Origin of the sequence: Roseovarius halotolerans, assembly GCF_900172255.1 — a bacterium.
GTDB lineage: Bacteria > Pseudomonadota > Alphaproteobacteria > Rhodobacterales > Rhodobacteraceae > Roseovarius > Roseovarius halotolerans.
Window position 1 is genome coordinate 404857 of sequence record NZ_FWFU01000003.1, and the last position, 22518, is coordinate 427374.

Genomic DNA, 22518 nt, shown 5'->3' on the forward strand with positions numbered 1-22518 from the left:
TCACTCGAACTCCATGATCACGTCATCCACCGCCAGGCTGTCGCCCGGCCCGGCATTGACCTTGGTCACGATCGCCCTTTTCTCGGCGCGCAGGATGTTTTCCATCTTCATGGCCTCCACGGTGCACAGCGCCTGCCCCTCCTGAACCTCGTCGCCCTCGGCCACGTTGACCGACACGATGAGGCCCGGCATCGGGCAGAGCAGCATCTTGGATGTATCAGGCGGGAGTTTCTCGGGCATTAACGACGCCAGTTCGGCCTGACGCGGGGTGCGCACATGCACCTTCAGATCAGCACCCCGGCTGCGGATGCGGAACCCGCCCGAGATCTTGCCGACCTTCAGAACCAGAGGATCGCCCCCCACATCGAGACGCGCCAGGCTGTCGCCCGGTGTCCAGCGGCTGGCGACGCGCAGCGTGCTGCCATCCTCGAAACTCACCGTCGAACCCTCGCGGTCGGCGGCGATGCTCACCGCGAAATCGCGGCCCTGCAACGACACCACCCAGGCCTCGCCGACATGGCGTTCGTGGTTGTCCATCCGCCCCGAAACGCGGGTGCGGCGGATCTCGGCGACCCGGTGCATCGCCGCCGCGCTGGCAGCGATCCGGCGCAGCGAATCCTCGTCCAGCGACACCCCGTCGAAACCTTCGGGATATTCCTCGGCGATAAAGGCCGTGGTGATGTTGCCCGAGACGAATTTCGGATGATCCATCACCGCGCTCAGGAACGGCAGGTTATGGCCGATCCCCTCGACCTCGAAGGCATCAAGCGCATTGCGCATCCCCTCGATCGCCTCGAGGCGGGTATGCCCCCAGGTGCACAGCTTGGCGATCATCGGGTCGTAATACATGGAAATCTCGCCGCCCTCATAGACGCCGGTATCGTTGCGCACCACCGCGCCTTCGATATCCAGCTCCTCGGGCGGGCGATAGCGCGTCAGCCGCCCGATCGAGGGCAGGAAGTTGCGATAGGGATCCTCGGCGTAAAGCCGACTTTCCATCGCCCAGCCATTGAGCTTCACATCGTCCTGGCTCAGCGACAGCTTCTCGCCCGCCGCAACGCGGATCATGTGCTCCACCAGATCGACGCCGGTGATCAGTTCGGTCACCGGATGTTCCACCTGCAGGCGGGTGTTCATCTCGAGGAAATAGAAATTGCGATCGCCATCGACGATGAACTCCACCGTACCCGCGCTGGCATAATTCACCGCATGCGACAGCTTCAGCGCCTGTTCGCCCATCGCCTTGCGGGTTTCCTCGTCCAGGAACGGGCTCGGGGCCTCTTCGATGACCTTCTGGTTGCGCCGCTGGATCGAGCATTCCCGCTCGCCGAGGTAGACCCCGTTGCCATGCGTGTCGCACAGCACCTGGATCTCGATATGGCGGGGCTGGGTCACGAATTTCTCGATGAAGATGCGGTCATCGCCGAAACTGCTCGCCGCCTCGTTCTTCGAGCTCTGGAAGCCCTCGCGCGCCTCTTCGTCATTCCAGGCGATGCGCATCCCCTTGCCACCGCCCCCGGCGCTGGCCTTGATCATGACCGGATAGCCGATCTCCTTCGAGATCTTCACGGCGTCGTCGGCATCCTCGATCAACCCCATCACGCCGGGCACGGTGCTGACCCCGGCCTCCTGCGCGATCTTCTTGCTGGTGATCTTGTCGCCCATCGCCTCGATGGCACCCTTGGGCGGCCCGATAAAGGCGACGCCCTCTTTCTCCAGCGCCTCGGCGAAGCGCGGGTTCTCCGAAAGGAACCCATAACCGGGATGCACCGCCTCGGCGCCGGTCTGGCGGATCGCCTCCATCACCTTGTCGATGACGATATAGGATTCATTCGCCGGGGGCGGGCCGATATGCACCGCCTCGTCGGCCATCTGCACATGCAGCGCCTGCGCGTCGGCATCGGAATAGATCGCCACGGTCTGGATACCCATTTTCCGTGCGGTCTTGATCACGCGACAGGCGATCTCGCCCCGGTTGGCGATCAGGATCTTCTTGAACATCTCTCGTCCCTTCTTCCCGTTACTGGCCCCTCCGGGCCACAAATGAAAAGACCACCGGCGCGGATCGCACCGATGGTCACGTCATGTCTGCTCTGCGCCGCGGAGGCGCGGGCGTGCTTACCTGCAGCGGCCGGGATAGGCCTTGCAATAGGCGACATTGCCGGCCGCGCCGACAAGCGCGCCCGTGGCGACGCTGCCGCCGATAACCGCCGAGGTGCCAGCCCCGGCGCCTGCCCCCAGAAGGGCCTGTTCGCCGAAGGTGTCGCCACATGCCGCGAGGGCGAAAAGCCCGGACCCGGCAAGGATCGTGATGAATGCTCTGCGCATGACTGTCTGCCTTTCCTGATGCTGCCTGTGATTGGCACGCTAACGCACGGAACATGCATCGGGTTCCCGGCATCGTCAAAACCCGTCATCGCCGCATAGCCGCCATAGGCGAGGCACCGCCGAACCCGCGAAGGCGCTGTAATATATGAAAAAACGGACGGTGAGCGCACAAGGCCGCCGCACCGCCCGTCAGGGGAAGGGTAACGGATCAGACAATCGGTCCTGGCCCGAAGGGGTCGGGCCTCCACTACGCTTTCAGGATGGCCGCAGAACGCCGCCGCTGCCAAGCGGCGCGCGCGCGCGCCGCGCAATTCGGCTGCATTTCGCGTATTCGGCGGCACTTTGGGCAGGAACCTGCCACCCGACCGCGCCTGTTGCACGCTCACCATTCCTCGTCCTCCTCGAAGATCTCGGGAAAGGCGGCGCGTGCGGCGGCGACGTCGATCACCAGAAGCGCTTCGTAGCTGGCGGGATCGAACGGGTCTTCGGCGGGCTTCACCTCGCGCCCGAACAGCCAGCTCAGCCGTCCCGCATCCAGATTGCCCCGCTCGAACGGCTCTTCGCCGAAATGCTCCCAGAGCGCGGCCATGAACGCCGCATCGGCGCGCCGGTCGGCAGGCCTGCGGTCGCGGTAACGCTCGCGCCGGACGATCTCGGTGACGCCCTTGGGATTGGCGCGCCGGATGGTGAACTGGAAATCCGTGCTCGGCAGACGGCCGGGGAACCCGCGATGCTTCAGCATGATCCACCTGCCTTGCACGCGCAGGCAGCGCGCCGGACGACAGAGCCCTGATTCGCAACGCGATTCAGCGTGCGATGCGATGCTCGGATCGGTTTTCGGGGAGGCAGACCGGCGCGAAATGATTCGCGCCCTGGCGCATTCAACCCTGCGCGTGGGGACGGGACAGGCCCGAGGGCCTGTCCCCGCAATTCCGAATCGGAATTACTTGTACTTACCGGTGTAAACCGGCTCTTGCGAGACGGGCTCGACGACCACGAACTCTTCTTCTGCTTGCTGCTGCTGTGCGCATGCAGCGACAAAGGCAACCAGGCCAATGGCCAGAATGCTCTTGATGCTCTTCGACATAAGTGTCTCCTGTCTTCTTGATCGGACAAACGCAGCGTTAATCGCCCCATCTGCCCCAGTTCCGAGGTATGGGTTACTTGGGTGCAACCGTGCGCCAACATAACGGAATATTTTCGGAATGCATATGCGGCATGCGCAAACGCGTCCGTATGTGGCGGCAAAGCCTCATCTATCCGAAGAGATGCGGTTTTCCCCGCAAAATCTAGTGGTTGCATCAGAAAACCTCCCAGATGCAGGTTCCATCCTCGATGCGATAGGCCTCGAACACCTGTTTCACATCGGGATCTATCACACCGAAGACAGATTCGCGGTCGGCCAGCGATACGACCACCTGCGCGGGCACCGGCCCCACATTCGCCAGGCGCGGAACCGCGTAGGTTGTGCACAGATACTCAAGATCGGCCATGATGGTGTCGAACTCTTCCTCGCCGGTAAATCCCGGCGCGACGAAACGGAAACGATAGGTCAGCCCCTGCCCCGGACGGTCCCAGAGCATCTCATAGAAGGTCGCTTCCATCCCCGAGGGCAGGACAAGGCGCTCCTCCTTCGCCTTGTCCGCCTCGCCCGCGGCGGTGCTGGCCACAAGGACCAGCGCCACTGCCGCGGCGGGAATATGCAACCCCAGGGGGCTCACCCCGCGCCCCCCTCACAACGGGATGTTGTCGTGTTTCTTCCACGGCAGCTTGCGCTTCTTGTTGCGCAGCGCGGCAAAGGCGCGGCTGACGCGCTTGCGGGTGCTGCGCGGCTGGATGACCTCGTCGATGAAACCACGCTCGGCGGCGACGAAGGGGTTGGCAAAGCGGTCCTCGTAATCGGCGGTGCGCTGCGCGATCTTGTCCGCGTCGCCCAGTTCCGAGCGATACAGGATCTCGGTCGCGCCCTTGGCGCCCATCACCGCCACTTCGGATGTCGGCCAGGCATAGTTGAGATCACCGCGCAGGTGCTTCGAGGACATCACCACATATGCGCCGCCATAGGCCTTGCGGGTGATCACCGTGACCTTCGGCACCGTCGCCTCGCCATAGGCGAAGAGCAGCTTCGCGCCGTGCTTGATCACCCCGTCATGCTCCTGCTTGGTGCCGGGCAGGAAGCCGGGCACATCGACGAAGGTCAGGATCGGGATCTCGAAACAGTCGCAGAAGCGCACGAACCGCGCCGCCTTGCGGCTGGAATCGATATCGAGACACCCAGCCAGCACCATCGGCTGGTTGGCCACCACCCCAACCGTGCGCCCCTCGAGGCGAATGAAGCCGGTGATGATGTTCTTGGCGAAATCCTCCTGGATCTCGTAGAAATCGCCCTCATCCGCGACCTTGGTGATCAGTTCCTTCATGTCGTAAGGCATATTCGGATTGGCCGGAACCAGCGTATCGAGGCTCGGCTCGGCGCGGTCCGGCTCGTCGAAGAACGGGCGAACCGGCACCGATTCGCGGTTGTTTAGAGGCAGGAAATCCACCAGCCGGCGCACTTCGGCCATCGCTTCAACATCGTTTTCGAAAGCCCCGTCAGCAACCGAACTTTTGCGCGTGTGGGTCGAAGCCCCGCCCAGTTCCTCGGCGCTCACCTGCTCGTTGGTGACGGTCTTGACCACGTCGGGGCCGGTCACGAACATGTAGGAGCTGTCACGCACCATGAAGATGAAATCGGTCATCGCGGGCGAATAGACGGCGCCGCCCGCACAAGGCCCGGTGATGACGCTGATCTGCGGCACCACGCCCGACGCCTCGATATTGCGCTGGAACACTTCGCCATAGCCCGCAAGGCTGTCCACGCCCTCCTGGATGCGCGCGCCACCCGAATCGTTGATCCCGATCACCGGCGCGCCGTTCTGCATCGCCATGTCCATGATCTTGCAGATCTTCATCGCGTGGGTCGCGCTGACCGAACCGCCCAGCACGGTGAAATCCTGGCTGAACACATAGACCTGGCGGCCATTGATCGTGCCCCAGCCGGTCACCACCCCGTCGCCATAGGGGCGGTTGTCTTCCATGCCGAAATCGGTGCAGCGATGGGCGACGAACATGTCGAACTCTTCAAAGCTGCCTTCATCCACCAACAGGTCGATGCGCTCGCGCGCCGTCAGCTTGCCCTTGGAATGCTGGCTGTCGATCCGCTTCTGGCCGCCGCCCAGGCGGGCCTCGCCGCGGCGTTCCTCGAGTTCCTGAAGAATGTCTTTCATGGCGCTCCCCTTAGCGATTTTGAGCGACCATAAGGAAATACGCCCGCGCCACAAAGCAGAATTCGGCAAATTTGCAAAGAACTGGAAAGATTGTTGTGCTAAGCTGAATATCTGCAAAGCCACGCAAACCCGCCCCGCAACTGTGCACCTCGCCACAGAACACTGTGCATGGACAAGCAGCGAGCGCGGGCCTAACCCTTTTCCATGACCGATTTGCCAGCGCCGCGCTTTTTGGATCGCGCGACACCGCCACATATCGTTACCCTGATTCTCCTCGCGGGCATTTCCGCCCTTTCGATGAATATATTCCTGCCCAGCCTTCCGGGGATGACAGAGTATTTCGACACCGAATACCGGCTCATGCAGCTGTCGGTGGCGCTGTATCTGGCGGTCAACGCGGCCCTTCAGATCCTGATGGGGCCGATTTCCGACCGTTTGGGCCGTCGCCCGGTGATCCTTGGCGGGCTGGCTATCTTTCTCCTCGCGACGCTCGGCTGTCTCTTGTCCACCAATGCCTACATGTTCCTGACCTTCCGCATGGCGCAGGCGACCATCGTGGTCGCGATGGTGCTCAGCCGCGCCATCGTGCGCGACATGGTCCCACAGGATCAGGCCGCGTCGATGATCGGTTACGTGACGATGGGGATGACCGTGGTGCCGATGCTCGGCCCGGCCCTTGGCGGCGTGCTTGACGAGCTGTTCGGCTGGAAGGCGAATTTCTGGGCACTCTTCATCCTCGGCGCCCTCGTCACCTGGCTCAGCTGGCGTGACCTTGGCGAAACCGCACCGCGCTCGGGGCAGACCCTGCGCCAGCAGATCGCCGATTACCCCGAATTGCTGACCTCGCAGCGCTATTGGGGCTATGCGCTGGCCACGGCGCTGTCGTCGGGGTCGTTCTTCGCCTATCTCGGCGGCGCGCCCTTTGTCGGCGACCGGGTGTTCGGCCTCGAGCCGGGCGAGCTGGGCCTCTATTTCGGCGCTCCCGCCATCGGCTACATGATGGGCAATTTCGTCTCCGGCCGTTTTTCGGTGCGGATCGGCGTCAATCGCATGGTGCTCTGGGGCACGCTCTTCAACGCCACCGGGATCTCGCTGAACCTCGCGGTCTTCTATGCCGGCCAGGGCAGCCCGATCAGTTTCTTCGGGCTGATGATCCTGATGGGGCTCGGCAATGGCATGGTGATCCCCAACGCCACTGCCGGGGCCCTTTCGGTGCGCCCGCATCTGGCGGGCACCGCAAGCGGGCTGGCCGGGGCGCTGATGATCGGCGGCGGCGCGGCGCTCTCGGCGCTGGCGGGTGCACTGCTGACACCGGGTTCGGGGGCCTTCCCCCTGCTCTGGATCATGCTCAGCACCGGGATCCTCGCGATCGGCGCGATCCTCTTCGTGATGTGGCGCGAGACCCGCATCATTCTGCCGACGGACTTTACCTGACCCTGTCACCGCGGCATGCTACGATAGATGCGCGCCCTACTGACCCTGACCCTCTGGCTTGTCTCTGCCCCGCCCCTCGCAGCACAGCAGTCCGGGGATTGCAACGACACGGCCCCGGCCCTTCCCTCGCCCGAACTGATGCGCACGCTGACCCAGTGGATCGGCGCGCATACCGACTACGACATCACCCGCAGCCTGCGAACACCGCCCAGCGTCAGCTTTTGTATGACCGGCGAGACCATCCGCTACGAGGGCCACGACCTCCTGGTCGATCCGGAACTGCGCGCCGCGTATGACCTGTCGGCGCGGCGCATTTTTCTGGTGCGCCCCTGGCAGGCCGACAACCCCAACGATGTCTCGGCCCTGCTGCATGAACTGATCCACGACGTGCAGCCGCTCAACCGCGACTGGCCCTGCATCGGCGCCCCGGAATGGGAAGCCTACAGCCTGCAGGAACAATGGCTTCAGGCGCGCGGCATCGACCCCGGCTTTGACTGGATGTCCATCTACATGTGGTCCCGCTGCCCGCGCGACGTTCACCCGGACTGAGCCTTGCGCACGCCGCGCCTCAACCCGCCAGCAGCTTCACGGCAATCGCCCACATGACCAGCCCCACCAGCAGATCGAGCACCCGCCAGCTTGCCGGGCGGCGAAACAGCGGCGCCAGCAGGCGCGCGCCATACCCCAGCGCAAAGAAGAACGTGAAGCTCGCCGCCACCGCGCCCGCGCCAAAACCCAGCCGGTTGTCATATTGCGTGCTGATCGACCCCAGCAATACCACCGTGTCCAGGTAGACATGCGGATTGAGCCACGTGAGCGCGAGGCAGGTCAGCACCGCGCGCCTGAGGCTCGCCGTGCCCTCGCCCGCCTCCAGCGCCTCACCGCCGCGCCATGCCGCCAGAAGCGCCCTTGCCCCGTACCAGACAAGAAAGGCCGCACCGGCGTAGCGCATCACCGCCTCAAGCCCCGGCACCGCCCTCGTCAGCGCCCCGAACCCCGCGACCCCGGCTGCCACCAGCAGCGCATCCGACACCGAACAGACCAGCACCACCGGCAGCACATGCTCGCGCCTCAGCCCCTGCCGCAACACGAAGGCATTCTGCGCCCCGATCGCCAGGATCAATGATATCCCCAGCGCAAACCCCGCTCCGATCGCCTGCATGAACCGATTTCTCCTGACAACTCAACGCGCCATGCAGGCCACAAGCCCAGCGCCGATGCAAGCCCGCACCATGCCCCCCTTCACCCGGATAAGCACCAATTTTGATCCGCCCGCCATGCTGCACCGTATCCCGTGCATAACCATTACAGATTTTGAGTGACCCGCTTTGATTGAACATTTGTCAGGGAGACATAACAACATGCAACGCCGCAGCCTTCTCAAAGCCGCCATATTCACCGCCGCAGCCGGTGCGCTGTCCGCCTGTGCCCAGACCGAGGCGCCGCAGGATATCGTCGACATCGCCGCGTCGAACCCCGAGTTTTCGACCCTCGTGACGGCCGTTCAGGCCGCAGGGCTTGTGGATACGCTCAAGAGCGACGGCCCCTTTACCGTCTTCGCGCCCACCAACGCGGCCTTCGCAGCCCTGCCCGAGGGCACGCTCGACACGCTGCTCGAGCCTGAGAACAAGGGCAAGCTGGCACAGATCCTGACCTATCACGTCGTCCCCGGCCAAGTCACATCCGACCAGCTGGCCGGTCAGCGGATGAATGTCGCAACCGTCGAGGGCAGCACAGTCCATATCGAGCGCGCGGCGGCAAATACGGCACGGGCGTGCGCGTGAACGACGCCAATGTGACCAGCGCCGATATCATGGCATCGAATGGCGTGATCCACGTCATCGACAAGGTGCTGCTGCCCGAGTGACCGCAAGACATCCGGGCCGACGTCGCGCAAGCACCTCTTGCACGCATCCCCGGAAACGACGAACGGCGCCCCACGGGGCGCCGTTTTCATATGATCCGGGGCTGGCAGGCCTATTCGGCGGCCAGTTGCTCCATCACTTCGTCGGAGGCCTCGAAGTTGGTGGTGACGCGCTGCACGTCGTCGTCATCCTCCAGCGCCTCGACCAGCCTCATGAGCTTCTGCATGCCTTCGAGGTCCATCTCGGTCGTGGTGGCGGGTTTCCACACGAGCTTGGTGGATTCGCTTTCCCCCAGCGTGGCTTCCAGCGCCGTCGAGACATCGTTGAGATCGGTATCCGTGCACCAGATGATATGGCCGTCCTCGCTGGACTCCACATCCTCGGCGCCCGCCTCGATCGCAGCCATCATCACCGAATCCGCATCCCCGGCATCCGCCGGATAGCTGACCTCGCCCTTGCGCTCGAACATGAAGCCGACACTGCCGGTTTCACCCAGGTTGCCGCCATGCTTGCCGAAGGTCGAACGCACGTTGCTGGCGGTGCGGTTGCGGTTGTCGGTCATCGCCTCGACGATCACCGCCACGCCGTTGGGGCCATAGCCCTCATAGCGGATTTCCTCGTAATCCTCGCTGTCGCCGGCCTGCGATTTCTTGATGGCGCGGTCGATCACGTCCTTGGGCACCGAGCTGGCCTTGGCCTCCTTCACCGCCATGCGCAGGCGGGGGTTCTTCTCGGGGTCCGGGTCGCCCATCTTGGCGGCGACGGTTATCTCTTTGGAAAGCTTAGAGAAAAGCTTGGATCGCGCGGCGTCCTGGCGCCCCTTGCGATGCTGGATATTTGCCCATTTGGAATGGCCGGCCATACGTGCCTCCGATCATATTATCGCGGAATCTGGCCTGATATAGGGCACCCTTGGGGGCCATCGCAAGCCGGTTGCACACGCGCGCCCAATGAGGTTGGCTGAAGCGACCCCAAAGGAGCGCGCCATGACCACCGACCAGATCATCCTCTTCGGCCTTTTCGCGGGGCTCTTCGCGATGCTGATCTGGGGGCGCTACCGCTATGATCTGGTGGCATTCTCGGCGCTCCTGCTCGGGGTGGTTCTGGGCGCCGTGCCCTACGAGTCCGCCTTTACCGGCTTTGGCCACCCGGCCACGGTGATCGTGGCGCTGGTGCTGGTGGTGTCGGCGGGGCTGGTCAATGCGGGGGCGGTGCAGATGATCACCCGCAAGGTGGTCGATGGCGGACGCTCGCTGGGCGGGCATATCGCACTTCTGGGCGGGGTCGGCGCGGTGCTTTCGGGCTTCATCAACAATGTCGCGGCGCTTGCGCTCCTGATGCCGGTCGACATCCACGCCGCCCGCAAGGCCAAGCGCGCACCCGGCCTCAGCCTGATGCCCCTGAGCTTCGCCACGATCCTCGGCGGCATGGTCACGCTGATCGGCACCCCGCCCAACATCATCATCGCCTCGATCCGCGAAGAAGAGCTGGGGCAATCCTTTGCGATGTTCGATTTCGCTCCGGTCGGTGCCGTCGCCGCCCTTGCGGGGATGGCCTTCATCACGCTGGTCGGCTGGCGGCTCATACCCGACCGCGCCGCCACCTCCGACCCGGCCGACGCCCTGCAGGAGGCCTCGGCCTACCTGGCCGAACTCTCGGTCCCCGAGGACAGCGACGCCGTCGGCAAGCGGCTTGCCGATCTCGACGAAACCGCCAACAGCGCCGATGTGACGGTGCTCGGCCTGATCCGCGACGGCACCCGCCGCTACGGCAGCTCTCGCGGTACCAAGCTCAAATCCGAGGACGTGCTGGTTCTCGAAGCCCAGCCCGAGGCGCTCGACGATTTCCGCGCCGCGCTCGGGCTGACCTATACCGATGCCGACGGGCGCGAACGCATCGAGGACGAATCCGACGGACTTGCCCTGACCGAGGCGGTGGTCCCGCGGGATGCGCGCATCGCCGATACCTCGGCGCAGGCGGTCGGGCTGCATTGGCGGCAACGCTCGGTCATCGTCGGCGTCTCGCGCCAGGGCCGCCGCATCACCAAGAACCTGAGCCGCGCAAAGATCATGGCGGGCGACATCCTGCTGCTGCTCACGCCTGCCGATTCCGGGCCGCAGGTGATCCGCTGGCTCGGCTGCCTGCCGCTGGCCGAACGCGGCCTGTCCATCACCCGGCAGAAAAAGGCCTGGCTGGCGGTCGGCCTCTTCGCCCTTGCCGTCGCCGCCGCCACCCTACAGCTGATCCCGCTGGCGATCGGCCTTGGCATGGTGGTGGTCGGCTACGTTCTGACCGGGATCGTCCCGGTGCGCGACCTCTATGATCAGATCGAATGGCCGGTGGTGGTGCTTCTGGGCTCACTCATCCCCCTGGGCGCGGCGCTCAATTCCAGCGGCGGCACTGAATTGCTGGCCTCGCAGCTGATCGGGCTCGCTGGCAACCTGCCCGCCTGGGCCATCCTCGCGATCCTGATGGCGATGACCATGACCCTGTCGGATGTGCTCAACAACACCGCCACGGCCATCGTCGCCGCCCCCGTCGCAATCGAGATCGCCCGCCGTCTCGATGCCGCGCCCGATGCCTTCCTGATGGCGGTGGCGGTCGGAGCCTCCTCGGCGTTTCTCACGCCCATCGGACACAAGAACAACACGCTCATCCTCGGCCCCGGCGGCTATCGTTTCTCGGATTACTGGCGCATGGGGCTGCCGCTCGAACTCATCGTGATCGCGGTCTCGGTACCGACGATCGTGGTGGTCTGGCCGCTCTGATCGCGCCGCGTTTCCGGCGCGTTCACCTTTGATGCCGCCTGGATGATCGAATGTGCCTGTCTCATGGTGTCCACCGGTCCGCCGCCATCCTGAATGGCGGCCGAGCGCGACATCCGCCAGGCCCGTCTCACCCCTGACTCGCGCGTCACATGGGCCAGAACAGCGGGATGAGCGCGCTCGCCAGCAGCGCGATACTCAGGTTGAGAGGGACACCCACCCGCATGAAATCGGTAAACCTGTAACCCCCCGGCCCGTAGACCAGCGTGTTGGTCTGGTAACCGATGGGCGTCGCAAAGGCGCAGCTTGCCGCGATCATCACCGCCACCACCAGCGGGCGCGGATCGATCCCCATCGCCTGCGCCAGCCCGATGGCAATCGGCGTGACCACGACCGCCACCGCGTTGTTGCTGACCATCTCGGTCAGCGTCGTTGTCAGCAGGAAGACCGACAGCACGATCAGGAACGGCGGCAACCCGACCAGCGAAGGCGTCACCGCATCCACGACCAGCGCCACAGCGCCCGTATGATCCAGCGCAGCACCGATCCCCAGCATCGCGAAGATCAGCGCCAGCAACCGCCCGTCCACAAAGGAAAACGCCTCATCCGCGTCGATGCAGCGCGTCAGCAGCACCACCGCGACCGCAATCACCGCCAGCGGCAGGATCGGCGCGATCCCCAGCCCCGCCAGCACCACGACCCCCAGCAGGGCCGCCACCGCCACCGGCGCGTGGCCGCGCCGGAAGGCCCGCGCCGAGGGCTTCGTGACATCCACCATGTCCATCTCACGCGACAGGCGCTGGATGTCCTCGGGCGCACCCTCCAGCAGCAGCGTGTCGCCGACCCGCACCACCAGATCGTCCAGCTGCCGGCCGATATTCTGATTGCGCCTATGCACCGCCAGCGGATAGACGCCATAGCGCCGCCGCAGGCGCAGCGCCCCCAGCGTGCGTCCGACCATCTTGCAGCCCGGCGTGATCAGCACCTCGACCGTGGTGGTCTCGACCGCCGACACCTGGTCCACCCGCTTGAGGCTCTTGTCGCGCTGCAGGCTCAGCAATTCGGTCATCTGCGTGCGCAGCACCACCCGGTCGCCGACCTGCAGTTCGACCCCCTTGAGGTCGCGCCGCAGCGACTGGTCGCCTCGGATCACGTCGATCAGGCGCACACCCTCGCGCCGGAACAGCTGCACGCCGGTCACCTCGCGCCCGATCAGGTTGCTTTCTGGCGGGATCACCGCCTCGGTGAAGAACTTCATCTTCGAGCGGTCCGACAGCATGGTCGCCATGCTGTCGCGGTTCGGCAGCAGCATCGGCGCGAAGATGCCCAGAAACAGCATCCCCCACAGCACCACGATCGCGGCCATCGGCGTGACTTCGAAAATCCCGAAGGGCGTCATCCCGGCGCTGCGCGCCACACCGTCCACCAGCAGGTTGGTCGATGTCCCCACCAGCGTCAGCGTGCCACCCATGATCGCCGCATAGCTGAGCGGGATCAGCAGCTTGCTGGCACTCTGGTTCAAGGTCTTCGAAAGCTGCACGAAAACCGGGATCATCACCACCACCACCGGCGTGTTGTTCATGATCGCCGAGGCCAGAACCACCGCCCCCATCAGGACCGCGATCGCCATCCGCGGGCTGGTGCGTGCCAGCCGGTCGGCAAAGCCCGTCAGGAGGTCCAGCGCCCCGGTCCGCACCAGCGCCCCCATCACGATGAACATGGCCGCGATGGTCCAGGGTGCCGGGTTCGAGAACACCTTGAGCGCCATGTCATAGGGCACGAGCCCCATCGTCAGCATCACCGCCACGCCACCCAGCGCCACGACTTCGGGGGGATAGATCTCGCGCACGAAGAAGGCGAACATCGCCGCCATCACCACAAGCGCGCTGATCGCCTGGCCCGTCTGGGACATCGCAAGAAAATCCATCACAACCACCCGCTACCCGCGCCGTTCAGACCGCCCTCGCGACCCGTCCCATGATCCCGCATGGCGCGAACGGGAACAAGAGGCATCCTGTGTCGCACCCCTTGCCGTCCGCCGAGCCTCAACCGCCCCGCGCGCGCTTGCGATCACGGCCCCGCCTGCGCCAGCCGCCCGCCCTGGCGCACCATCTCGACGCGCAGCGCCTTGCCGGTCTTGTCATCGGTCTCGACATAAAGCCCCGACAGCGTCACATCGCCCAGCGCCGGCTGGAACCGGCCCCGCGCCATGCCGCCAATGAACCGGCGCATCGGCTCGGTCTTGTCCATGCCGATGACCGAATCGTAATCCCCGCACATGCCCGCATCGCTCTGGAACGCGGTGCCGCCGGACAGGATCTGCGCATCCGCGGTCGGCACATGGGTATGGGTGCCCACCACCATGCTCGCCCGCCCGGCGCAGAAATGCCCCATCGCCATCTTTTCCGAGGTCGCCTCGCAATGCACATCCACCAGCGCCGCCTGCACCGCGCCCCCCGGCGGATGCGCGCGCAACACCGCGTCCACCGCCGAGAACGGATCGTCAAAGCATCGCTTCATGAACACCTGCCCCAGCACCTGGCACACCAGCACCTTGCGCCCGCGCCCGTCCTGGAACACCCCATGCCCGCGCCCCGGCGCCTCCTTGGCATAGTTGAGCGGCCTGATGACACGCGGCTCGCTCTCGATGAACTGCTGCATGTCCTTCTGATCGAAGGCATGATCGCCCAGCGTCAGCACATCCGCACCGCTCGCAAGCAGCGCCTTGGCATGATCCCCCGTGAGGCCCATCCCCCCCGAGGCGTTCTCGCCATTCACCACGACAAAATCGAGCCGCCATTCCTCGCGCAGCCTCGGCAGGGTATCGGCCACCGCCGACCGCCCCGCACGGCCCACGACATCGCCCAGAAACAGAATTCTCATGGCACAGGTGGTATGTCCCGCAGCCCCGAAGGGCAAGAGCGCTGTTGCATGCCGTCCTCGCCCCTCAGCCCGCAACGCGGTAGCGCGCGGCGATCCTGACCGGAAAGTTCACCGAGCGCGCGATGAAACAGACATCGTGGATGCGCCCGTGCAGCGCATCCGCCGCCGCAAGGTCGGTGCCCTTCGGAACCGTGATCCGCGGCCTGAGCGTGGCGTTCAGAAAGCGGCTCGCGCCGCGCGCATCGGTCTCGCCCACCGCCAGCGGCTCATCCTCGTAAGCCGCCACCGCGATCCCCGCATCCGAAGCGAAATGCAGATACCACAGCATGTGACAGGCGCTCAGCGCCGCGATCAGCATATCCTCGGGATTGTGCAGCCCCGGATCGCCTCCCAGCAGCGGATCGTTGGAGCAGCGGATCACCGGTTTGCCCGGCGTCTCCACGTTCCAGCTGCGCGCATAGGCGCCGTAATGCGCCGTGCCTTCACCGCGATTTCCGGTCCACACCACGCGGGCGGTATAGTCATGCTCGGCCAATCTCGATCACCTCGGCTTCGGTCACCACCATGTCGAGCGGCTGGTCGGTCGCCTCGAGCGGCAATGCGCCATCCTCCTGCGCACCATAGGCGAACCCGATCGCCAGCGTCGGGCGCGCCGCGCGCAGCATCTCGAGCGTGCGGTCATAGAACCCCCCGCCATAGCCCAGCCTCCCGCCGCGCCGGTCAAAGGCCACCAGCGGCACGATCACGATCTCGGGTATCATGATCTCTGCGCTGGCCGGGATCATCGCCCCGAACGGCCCGTCCTTCAGCTCGCAGCCGGGCGTCCAGCGCGCGAATGTCAGCGCCTGCCCCGGCGCTTCGATCACCGGCACGCCGACCGGCCCATGCGCCGCGGCCTCTTCCATCGCCGCCAGCGGGTCGATTTCCGTGCGCATCGCCATGTAGCCGGCAATGGGCACGCCGCGATACCCCGCCAGCACCCCCGACAACAGCGCCGCCTCGCCCGGCCCGGACGCCTCATGCGCCGCCTTGCGCCGCGCAAACGCCGCCTTGCGCGCCGCCTGCTTGACCTCTTGCAGGGCGCTCACAGCAGCACCATAGACGCAAGGCCCAGAAAGGCGAAGAACCCGACCACATCGGTGATCGTGGTCACGAACGGCCCCGAGGCCAGCGCCGGGTCGATCCCGATCCGCGACAGGCCCATCGGAATGACGATCCCGCCCAGCGCGGCGCAGATCTGGGTCAGAATCATCGCCAGCGCGATCACCGCCGCCAGCATCGGCACCCCGAACCAGGCCCCCGCCACCAGCGCCATCAGGAAACCGAACAACAGCCCGTTAAGCGCGCCCACCGCCACCTCGCGGCGGATGACCCTCAGCGCGTTCTGCGCCGTCAAATCGCGCGTGGCCAGCGCCCTCACGGCAACGGTCATGGTCTGGGTGCCCGCATTGCCCCCCATCGAGGCCACGATCGGCATCAGCACCGCCAGCGCGACCATCTGGTCGATCGTATCGGCGAACTGGTCGATCACCACCGAGGCCAGGATCGCCGTCAGCAGGTTCACGAACAGCCACACCGCGCGCCCCTTCGCCGTCGTCATCACCCGGTCAGACAGGCTCGATTCGTCGCCCACACCGCCGAGGCGCAGGATGTCCTCCTCATGTTCCTCGTCCAGCACCGCCATCGCGTCGTCGATGGTGATGACGCCGACCAGCCGGTCATCCTCGTCCACCACCGGCGCCGAGATCAGGTGATACTGGTTGAACGCATAGGCGACGTCCGCCTCGTCCTGGGTGACGGGGATGGTGTGAAACGTCTCCTCCACCAGGTCCTTGAGCAAGACCTCGCGCCGCGAGGCCATCAGCTTGCCCAGCGTGACATTACCCACCGGGCGCAGCCGCGGATCGACCAGGATGATGTGATAGAACTGATCCGGCAGGTCCTCCTGGTCGCGCAGATAGTCGATCGCCTCGCCGACATTCCAGTGCTCGGGCGCCATCACCACTTCGCGCTGCATCAGGCGGCCGGCGGAGTATTCCGGATAGGTCAGCGATTTCTGCACCGCCAGGCGGTCGCCGGCCTCAAGCGCGTTCAGGATCGCTTCCTGCTCGTGATCCTCCAGGTCCTCGACCAGGTCGACCACATCGTCCGATTCAAGGTCGCGCACCGCGTCGGCCAGAACCTCGGGCGGCAACAGGCCGATCACCTCCTGGCGCAGGCCCTCGTCCAGTTCCGACAGGATATCGCCGTCGAATTCCGAGCCGTAAAGCTCGATCAGGCGGCGCCGGTCAAAGGCGTTGATCTGTTCCAGAAGGTCGGCGATGTCGGCCGGGTGCAACTCGGCCATTTCCTTGAGCAGCAAGGCCTGATCGTCGATATCGACCGCATAGATCATCCGTGCGACCGCCTGAGGATTGAGCGCATATGCGCTCTCCTCGCGGTCCTCCTCGGTCCCAGCCAGATGCTCGCCTTCCGCCATGAGACCCTCCGCCTTTGCGCCTGACCGCAGGAGTAATGAAGCGGCGCGCGAAAAACAATCCGCATTGCCCGATTTACCGCGCTCGCCCGCTCCCCTATCGTCCGCCCGAAACTGCCCCTCCCGGCCCAAGGCAAAAGGCGCGCCGATGCCCCGCGATACCATCCTCACCGGCCATGTGCTCTCGTTTGATGCCGATCCCCTGCGCGGCCCGGCCACCGGCGCCTCGGACTGCGCGCGCCTGTCCGAGGCGGTGCTGATCCGCGACGGGCGCGTCGCCGCGACCGGCGCGCTCGCGGATCTGCGCGCGCGTGCCCCCGGCGCGACGCTCAGGCGCCATGACGGGCACCTGATCTGCGCGGGCTTCATCGACGCCCACGCCCATTACCCGCAGACCGCGATCATCGCCAGCTGGGGCAAACGCCTGATCGACTGGCTGAACGACTACACCTTCCCCGAGGAAATGCGCCTCTGCGATCCCGAGTACGCCGCCCGGATCGCCGAGCGCTATTTCGACCTCACGCTCTCGCACGGCACCACGACGACGGTCAGCTTCTGCACCTCGCATCCCGCCAGCGTCGATGCCTTCTTCACCGCTGCCCGCGCCCGCGGCCTGCGCGCGGCGGCTGGCAAGACCTGCATGGACCGCAACGCGCCCGCGGATCTCTGCGACAGCGCCCAAAGCGCCCATGACGACAGCGCCGCGCTGCTCGCCCGCTGGCACGGTGTCGACCGGCTCTCCTATGTGATCACCCCGCGCTTCGCCCCCACCTCCAGCGCCGCGCAGCTCGATGCGCTCGGCGCGCTCTGGGCGGCGCATCCCGATTGCCTGATGCAGACCCATCTGAGCGAACAGACCGAGGAAATCGCCTGGGTGAAACGGCTCTTCCCAAAGGCGCGCGACTATCTCGATGTCTATGAAAGCCACGGGCTCCTCGGCGAACGCGCGCTCTTTGGCCACGCCATCCACCTCGCGCCCCGCGAAACCGCCCGCCTCGCCGAATCCGGCGCCGCGCTCGTGCACTGCCCGACCTCCAACAGCTTCATCGGCTCGGGCCTCTTCGATATCGACCAGCGGCTCGCCGAAGGCCAGCGGATCGGCCTTGCCACCGATACCGGCGGCGGCTCCAGCTTCTCGATGCTGCGCACGATGGCCGCCGCCTACGAGATCGCGCAGCTCACCGGCACCGCGCTCCATCCCGCCCAGCTTCTTTGGCTCGCGACCGGCGCCGGCGCCGCCGCGCTCCACATGCAGGGCCACATCGGCAATATCGCACCCGGCATGGAGGCCGACATCGTCATCCTCGACCTCGCCTCGACCCCCGCCATCGCCCAGCGCCACGCCCGCGCCGATGACATCTGGGAAGCGATCTTCCCCACCATCATGATGGGCGACGACCGCGCCATCCGCGCCGTCCTCGTCGCCGGTGAACCCGTCCCTTCGGCCTGAACGCCCCGCCCTTCATCGTTCTCGCAATACTCCGGAGGAGTCGCCGCCTGCGGCGACGGGGGCAGCGCCCCCATTCACCCTCAGCAGCCCGCGCGCCCCAGGACCATCACCCACAGGTTCCCCGGCCCGCGCACCAGCGCGAACTCCCGCGCCTCGCGCGACAGCATGTTGCGCCGATGCCCCTGCGACCCCATCCAGCCACGCAACACCGCCTCAAGACTGCCCTGCCCCTTGGCCAGGTTCTCGGCGACAAAGCAATACCGGTATCCCGCCCGGCGCGCCCTGACGCCCACCTGGCTGCCATCCGATCCCTCATGGCTGAAGGCGCCGCGCGCCGCCAGGTCGCGCGCATGTGCCGCCGCGGCCGCTTTCAGCTTGGCCGAAGGCGTCACCGCCCCCGCCCCGGCCTCTGCCCGCACCTTATTGAGCCAGCTTCGCGCCGCATCGCTCAGATCGTCCATCTGCGCATGGGCCGCACCGGTCATCATCACCCAGGTCAACGCAATCAGCAGGTATCGCATGACATCCCCTTTCCCGTAACCGAACACCGCTCAGAGATCCGCCAGCAACGCCAGCGCCGCTTCATGCTGCGCGCGCCCTGCGGCGGCCAGCACCCGGCCGCCCTCACGCGCCGGGCCGCCGCGCCAGTCGGTCACGATGCCGCCCGCCGCCTCGATCACGGCAATCGGCGCCTGGATGTCATATGAATTGAGCCCCGCCTCGATCACGAGGTCGATTTGCCCCGCCGCCAGCAGCGCATAGGCATAGCAATCCATCCCGTAGCGCACCAGCCGCACCGACTCCGCCACCCGGCGGAACGCCGCGCCCTCACTGTCGGAGCCGACCTCGGGAAAGGTGGTGAACAGGATCGCCTCGGACAGGGGCCGCTCGCCGCGCACGCCAAGCGCGCATTCCCCCTGCGGCCCGACCATGCGTGCATGTCCGAAACCACCCTCGAAACGCTCGCCGATATACGGTTGGTCGATCAAACCATAGACCGGGCCGCTCGCATCGCTCAGCGCGATCAGCACACCCCATGTGGGCGTGCCCGACATGAACCCGCGCGTGCCATCCACCGGGTCGACCACCCAGGTCAGGCCGCTCTGGCCCGGCCGCGTGCCGAATTCCTCGCCGATCAGAGCATCCTGCGGCCGCTCGGCCTCGAGCACCTCCAGTATCGCGCGCTCCCCGGCCCGATCCGCCGCCGTCACCGGGTCGAACCCCGCAACGGCCTTGTTCTCGGCCACCAGCGCGCCCGAGCGGAAATACGGCAGAACCGCAGCCCGCGCGGCATCTGCCATCGCGTGGGCTGTGGCTATGATATTGTCATGATCCATGTTCCGGGCCGCCTTCCCATGCCACATCCTGCGTCATGGGTAGACCGCCCGGCAGTCAGGCTCAAGCAACGTCGCTCAGAACCCTTGCAAGATCGAACAGGCGACGCCGCTGGTTCTCGGGGATCGCGTAATAGGAGCGCACCAGATCCAGCGCCTCCTTGTCCCCCAGCAGGTCGGCTGGCACCTTGTCGCCCACCTGACGCTGGCCATTCTCGCTCTCGAGACCCTCGAAGAAAAAGCTGATCTCGACTCCCAGCGCATCGGCGATATCCCAAAGGCGCGACGCACTGACCCGGTTCGCACCGGTTTCGTATTTCTGAATTTGCTGAAATTTAATTCCGACGCTTTCGGCAAGCTGCTGCTGTGTCATTCCGACCAGCCAACGGCGATGACGAATACGCTTGCCGACATGCACATCAACGGGGTGCGGCATTAGACTTTCCTTCCCTGATCATCGGCTCCCGGCAATCCTGAAATCTGATTGCCTCATACGAAGCCGGATACAATTATTAACGAACGCCGTGCATCCCATGCAGCGCGGCTCAAAGGTAGCATCGTCAAGGGAAAACACAAGAACGAACACTAATCCTTTACGTGACCTTGACCTCTCACGCTCAATCTAAGCGATTGCCGGGATTGAGACCTTTCCTATACAACCTCTGCTGGCAGTTTGACAAGCCATCACAGTTTCCCTCTGCACAAACAGGGGCTTGCGGGGTATCCCACAAGCTGCATCATGGTGCCATGCGTGCTTTTCACATTGATTCGCCCGGCGCTGCCCCTGTGCTGCGTGAAATTCCAGCCCCGATTCCCGCCCCCGGCGAGCTCTGCCTGCGCATCGGCGCCTGTGGGCTGAACTTCGCCGACCTGCTGATGATCAGCGGCGATTATCAGGATACGCCGCCCGCTCCCTTCACCCTCGGGATGGAAGTGGCGGGGGTTGTCGAGTCGCTCGGTGAACCGCTCCCCGCGCAAGGCACCGCCGACGCCGCCCCGCGCCCCCTGCCCGCCATCGGCAGCCGCGTCGCGGTCTTCGGCGGTCAGGGCGGGCTGGCCGAACAGGGCTGCTTTCCCGCCGACCGCGCCGTCGTCATTCCCGATTCCATGAGCGACACCGACGCCGCCGCCTTTCAGATCGCCTATGGCACCAGCCATGTCGCCCTCGATCACAAGGCCCGCCTGCAACCGGGCGAAACCCTTCTGGTGCTCGGCGCGGCGGGGGGCGTCGGCCTTACCGCCGTCGAGATCGGCAAGCTGATGGGCGCGCGCGTGATCGCCTGCGCGCGCGGTGCCGACAAGCTCGAGATCGCCCGCAAGGCCGGCGCCGACCACCTGATCGATGCCAGGACCGATGACATCCGCGCCGCCTGCAAGGACCTCGGCGGGGTCGATGTGGTCTATGACCCGGTCGGCGGCGACCAGTTCGACGCCGCCTTTCGCGCCTGCAACCCCGAGGCGCGCATCCTCACCATCGGCTTTGCCAGCGGCACCGTGCCCCTGATCAAGGCCAATCATCTGCTGGTCAAGAACCTCAGCGTGATGGGGCTCTATTGGGGCGGTTATCTCAGGTTCCGCCCCGCGGTCGTCACCGACAGCATGGCGCAGTTGCTGCGCTGGTACGAGGCCGGGCGCATCAAGCCCCATGTCAGCCACGTTCTGCCGCTCGAACGCGCCGCCGAGGCGCTCGACCTGCTGCGCCAGCGCAAATCGACCGGCAAGGTCGTGGTCACGCCGCGTTGATATTCACCGCCGTAGCCGGGCGCAGCGCGCCGTAACCCTGGCGCAGCAGCCCCGCCATCTGCTCAAGCAGCTCGTCGCGCCCGCCGCGCATGTAAAGGTTGATCTTCTGCACCCCCAGGTCGGGCAGCGTGCCCCCCGGCGCGATCGCCTCCAGATGCGGCGGGATGCTGTCCTCGAGCAAGGCGCCCACCGCCAGGTCGGCGCTGGTCAGCGCCTCGATGGTGCGCTCCTCGGTCGATTCCACCGCCATTTCCCAGTCGATCCCGGCCTCCTCCAACCGGCGCAATACGATCGGGCGAAAGATGCAATAGGTGCAAAAGGCCAGCCGCAGGGGCCGCTTCTTCCAGGCCAGCCCGTCACGCGCCCCGACCCAGCGCAAGGGCATCTCGGTCAGCGTCTCGCCCCCCGCGCCCAGGCCCTCTTCCGTGGTCACGATCAGGTCCGCCTCGCCCTTCTGCAATGCCGCGCGCAGCGCCACCGTGCTCGACGATTTCAGATGCACCTTCACCCTCGGAAAGGCCGCGTTGAAGGTCTTCAGCACCCGTGGCACCACCGGGTAGACCACGTCATGCGGGACCCCGATGACGATCTCGCCCTCATAGCTCTCCTCGGTCAGGCGCCCCACCACCTCGTCGTTCATCTCGAGGATCCGGCGCGCATAGCCCAGCAATTGCTCGCCCGCTGCCGTCAGCGCGACGGCGCGGTTGCCCCGGTCCAGCAGGGTCAGCCCCAACAGTTCCTCCAGCCGCTTGATCTGCATCGACACCGCCGACTGGGTCAGGTGCAGCATCCCGGCCGCGCGGGTGACGCCGCCGCAATCGGCCACCGCCACGAATGATCGCAGGGTCGTCATGTCCAGATTTCGCATGGCATCACCTTTCTTGATGGGTGGGACAACAAACATTCGTTTTCAAAATGACAAACCCTGCGCCATATATCAACATGTAAAATATGAACGCGCAAATCCATCACGA

22 protein-coding genes and 1 pseudogene are annotated in these 22518 nt (G+C 65.5%); 6 read left to right on the plus strand and 17 right to left on the minus strand.

The window, feature by feature from the left end:
- The 6 genes from ROH8110_RS13110 to ROH8110_RS13130 all read right to left on the minus strand — a co-directional run bounded on the left by ROH8110_RS13110 (position 1) and on the right by ROH8110_RS13130 (position 5594).
- Positions 1–2001, minus strand: coding sequence for an acetyl-CoA carboxylase biotin carboxylase subunit (locus tag ROH8110_RS13110; protein ID WP_085818182.1), 2001 nt, complete (start codon positions 1999–2001; stop codon positions 1–3).
- Positions 2002–2118: 117 nt separating this feature from the next.
- Positions 2119–2328, minus strand: coding sequence for a hypothetical protein (locus ROH8110_RS13115; protein ID WP_085818183.1), 210 nt, complete (start codon positions 2326–2328; stop codon positions 2119–2121).
- Between the two features lie 382 nt (positions 2329–2710).
- The gene (locus tag ROH8110_RS13120; protein WP_085818184.1) at positions 2711–3070 is read right to left on the minus strand and encodes a hypothetical protein; all 360 of its coding nucleotides are present in this window, start codon (positions 3068–3070) and stop codon (positions 2711–2713) included.
- Positions 3071–3271: 201 nt separating this feature from the next.
- A complete protein-coding gene (locus ROH8110_RS18725; RefSeq protein ID WP_170156507.1) occupies positions 3272–3415 on the minus strand; it encodes a hypothetical protein in 144 nt (47 codons plus the stop codon).
- A 214-nt stretch (positions 3416–3629) separates the two neighbouring features.
- A complete protein-coding gene (locus ROH8110_RS13125) occupies positions 3630–4049 on the minus strand; it encodes a DUF6497 family protein (protein WP_085818185.1) in 420 nt (139 codons plus the stop codon).
- Positions 4050–4061: 12 nt separating this feature from the next.
- Entirely contained in the window at positions 4062–5594 is a 1533-nt protein-coding gene (locus tag ROH8110_RS13130; protein ID WP_085818186.1) for an acyl-CoA carboxylase subunit beta, read from the minus strand.
- Between the two features lie 204 nt (positions 5595–5798).
- Between ROH8110_RS13130 and ROH8110_RS13135 the strand changes: the two genes are divergently transcribed.
- Positions 5799–7028: a multidrug effflux MFS transporter gene (locus tag ROH8110_RS13135; protein ID WP_085818187.1), complete on the plus strand. Its 1230-nt coding sequence runs from the start codon at positions 5799–5801 to the stop codon at positions 7026–7028.
- 27 nt (positions 7029–7055) lie between these two features.
- Positions 7056–7577 carry a DUF6647 family protein gene (locus ROH8110_RS13140; protein WP_085818188.1) on the plus strand — a complete coding sequence of 174 codons (522 nt, stop codon included), beginning with the start codon at positions 7056–7058 and terminating at the stop codon, positions 7575–7577.
- Between the two features lie 19 nt (positions 7578–7596).
- Here ROH8110_RS13140 and ROH8110_RS13145 read toward each other — a convergent pair whose 3' ends face one another.
- Complete coding sequence (locus ROH8110_RS13145) at positions 7597–8190, minus strand: LysE/ArgO family amino acid transporter (RefSeq protein ID WP_085818189.1); 594 nt, start codon at positions 8188–8190, stop codon at positions 7597–7599.
- Positions 8191–8389: 199 nt separating this feature from the next.
- On the opposite strand from ROH8110_RS13145, the pseudogene ROH8110_RS13150 reads away from it, so the two are divergent.
- Positions 8390–8895: pseudogene (locus ROH8110_RS13150) on the plus strand (fasciclin domain-containing protein).
- Positions 8896–9005: 110 nt separating this feature from the next.
- On the opposite strand, the gene ROH8110_RS13155 reads toward ROH8110_RS13150, so the two are convergent.
- Complete coding sequence (locus ROH8110_RS13155) at positions 9006–9755, minus strand: YebC/PmpR family DNA-binding transcriptional regulator (RefSeq protein ID WP_085818190.1); 750 nt, start codon at positions 9753–9755, stop codon at positions 9006–9008.
- Between the two features lie 124 nt (positions 9756–9879).
- Here ROH8110_RS13155 and ROH8110_RS13160 point away from each other — a divergent pair, with 124 nt between their 5' ends.
- Positions 9880–11661, plus strand: a complete 1782-nt coding sequence (locus ROH8110_RS13160) for an SLC13 family permease (protein WP_085818191.1) — start codon at positions 9880–9882, stop codon at positions 11659–11661.
- 145 nt (positions 11662–11806) lie between these two features.
- Here the strand turns inward: ROH8110_RS13160 and ROH8110_RS13165 are convergent, their stop codons facing one another.
- From ROH8110_RS13165 to mgtE, 5 genes are all read right to left on the minus strand, one after another.
- Positions 11807–13585, minus strand: coding sequence for an SLC13 family permease (locus ROH8110_RS13165; RefSeq protein WP_085818192.1), 1779 nt, complete (start codon positions 13583–13585; stop codon positions 11807–11809).
- Positions 13586–13728: 143 nt separating this feature from the next.
- The gene (locus ROH8110_RS13170; RefSeq protein WP_085818193.1) at positions 13729–14541 is read right to left on the minus strand and encodes a TIGR00282 family metallophosphoesterase; all 813 of its coding nucleotides are present in this window, start codon (positions 14539–14541) and stop codon (positions 13729–13731) included.
- Positions 14542–14605: 64 nt separating this feature from the next.
- Positions 14606–15076: an OsmC family protein gene (locus ROH8110_RS13175; protein WP_085818194.1), complete on the minus strand. Its 471-nt coding sequence runs from the start codon at positions 15074–15076 to the stop codon at positions 14606–14608.
- A complete protein-coding gene (locus ROH8110_RS13180; RefSeq protein WP_085818195.1) occupies positions 15063–15629 on the minus strand; it encodes a 5-formyltetrahydrofolate cyclo-ligase in 567 nt (188 codons plus the stop codon). The genes ROH8110_RS13175 and ROH8110_RS13180 overlap by 14 nt, the downstream gene beginning before the upstream one ends.
- Positions 15626–17020: a magnesium transporter gene (mgtE, locus tag ROH8110_RS13185; protein ID WP_085818196.1), complete on the minus strand. Its 1395-nt coding sequence runs from the start codon at positions 17018–17020 to the stop codon at positions 15626–15628. Before mgtE ends, ROH8110_RS13180 begins: the two co-directional genes overlap by 4 nt.
- A 145-nt stretch (positions 17021–17165) precedes the next feature.
- Here mgtE and guaD point away from each other — a divergent pair, with 145 nt between their 5' ends.
- Positions 17166–18467, plus strand: coding sequence for a guanine deaminase (gene guaD, locus ROH8110_RS13190; RefSeq protein ID WP_085818197.1), 1302 nt, complete (start codon positions 17166–17168; stop codon positions 18465–18467).
- A gap of 80 nt (positions 18468–18547) precedes the next feature.
- Here guaD and ROH8110_RS13195 read toward each other — a convergent pair whose 3' ends face one another.
- From ROH8110_RS13195 to ROH8110_RS13205, 3 genes are all read right to left on the minus strand, one after another.
- Positions 18548–18988: a CAP domain-containing protein gene (locus ROH8110_RS13195; protein ID WP_085818198.1), complete on the minus strand. Its 441-nt coding sequence runs from the start codon at positions 18986–18988 to the stop codon at positions 18548–18550.
- Positions 18989–19018: 30 nt separating this feature from the next.
- Positions 19019–19804, minus strand: a complete 786-nt coding sequence (locus ROH8110_RS13200; RefSeq protein ID WP_085818498.1) for an inositol monophosphatase family protein — start codon at positions 19802–19804, stop codon at positions 19019–19021.
- Between the two features lie 61 nt (positions 19805–19865).
- Positions 19866–20237, minus strand: a complete 372-nt coding sequence (locus ROH8110_RS13205) for a helix-turn-helix domain-containing protein (RefSeq protein ID WP_085818199.1) — start codon at positions 20235–20237, stop codon at positions 19866–19868.
- 311 nt (positions 20238–20548) lie between these two features.
- Between ROH8110_RS13205 and ROH8110_RS13210 the strand changes: the two genes are divergently transcribed.
- A complete protein-coding gene (locus ROH8110_RS13210) occupies positions 20549–21544 on the plus strand; it encodes an NADPH:quinone oxidoreductase family protein (protein WP_085818200.1) in 996 nt (331 codons plus the stop codon).
- Here the strand turns inward: ROH8110_RS13210 and ROH8110_RS13215 are convergent.
- Positions 21531–22412, minus strand: coding sequence for a LysR family transcriptional regulator (locus ROH8110_RS13215; protein WP_085818499.1), 882 nt, complete (start codon positions 22410–22412; stop codon positions 21531–21533). The genes ROH8110_RS13210 and ROH8110_RS13215 overlap by 14 nt on opposite strands.
- Positions 22413–22518: the final 106 nt, after the last annotated feature.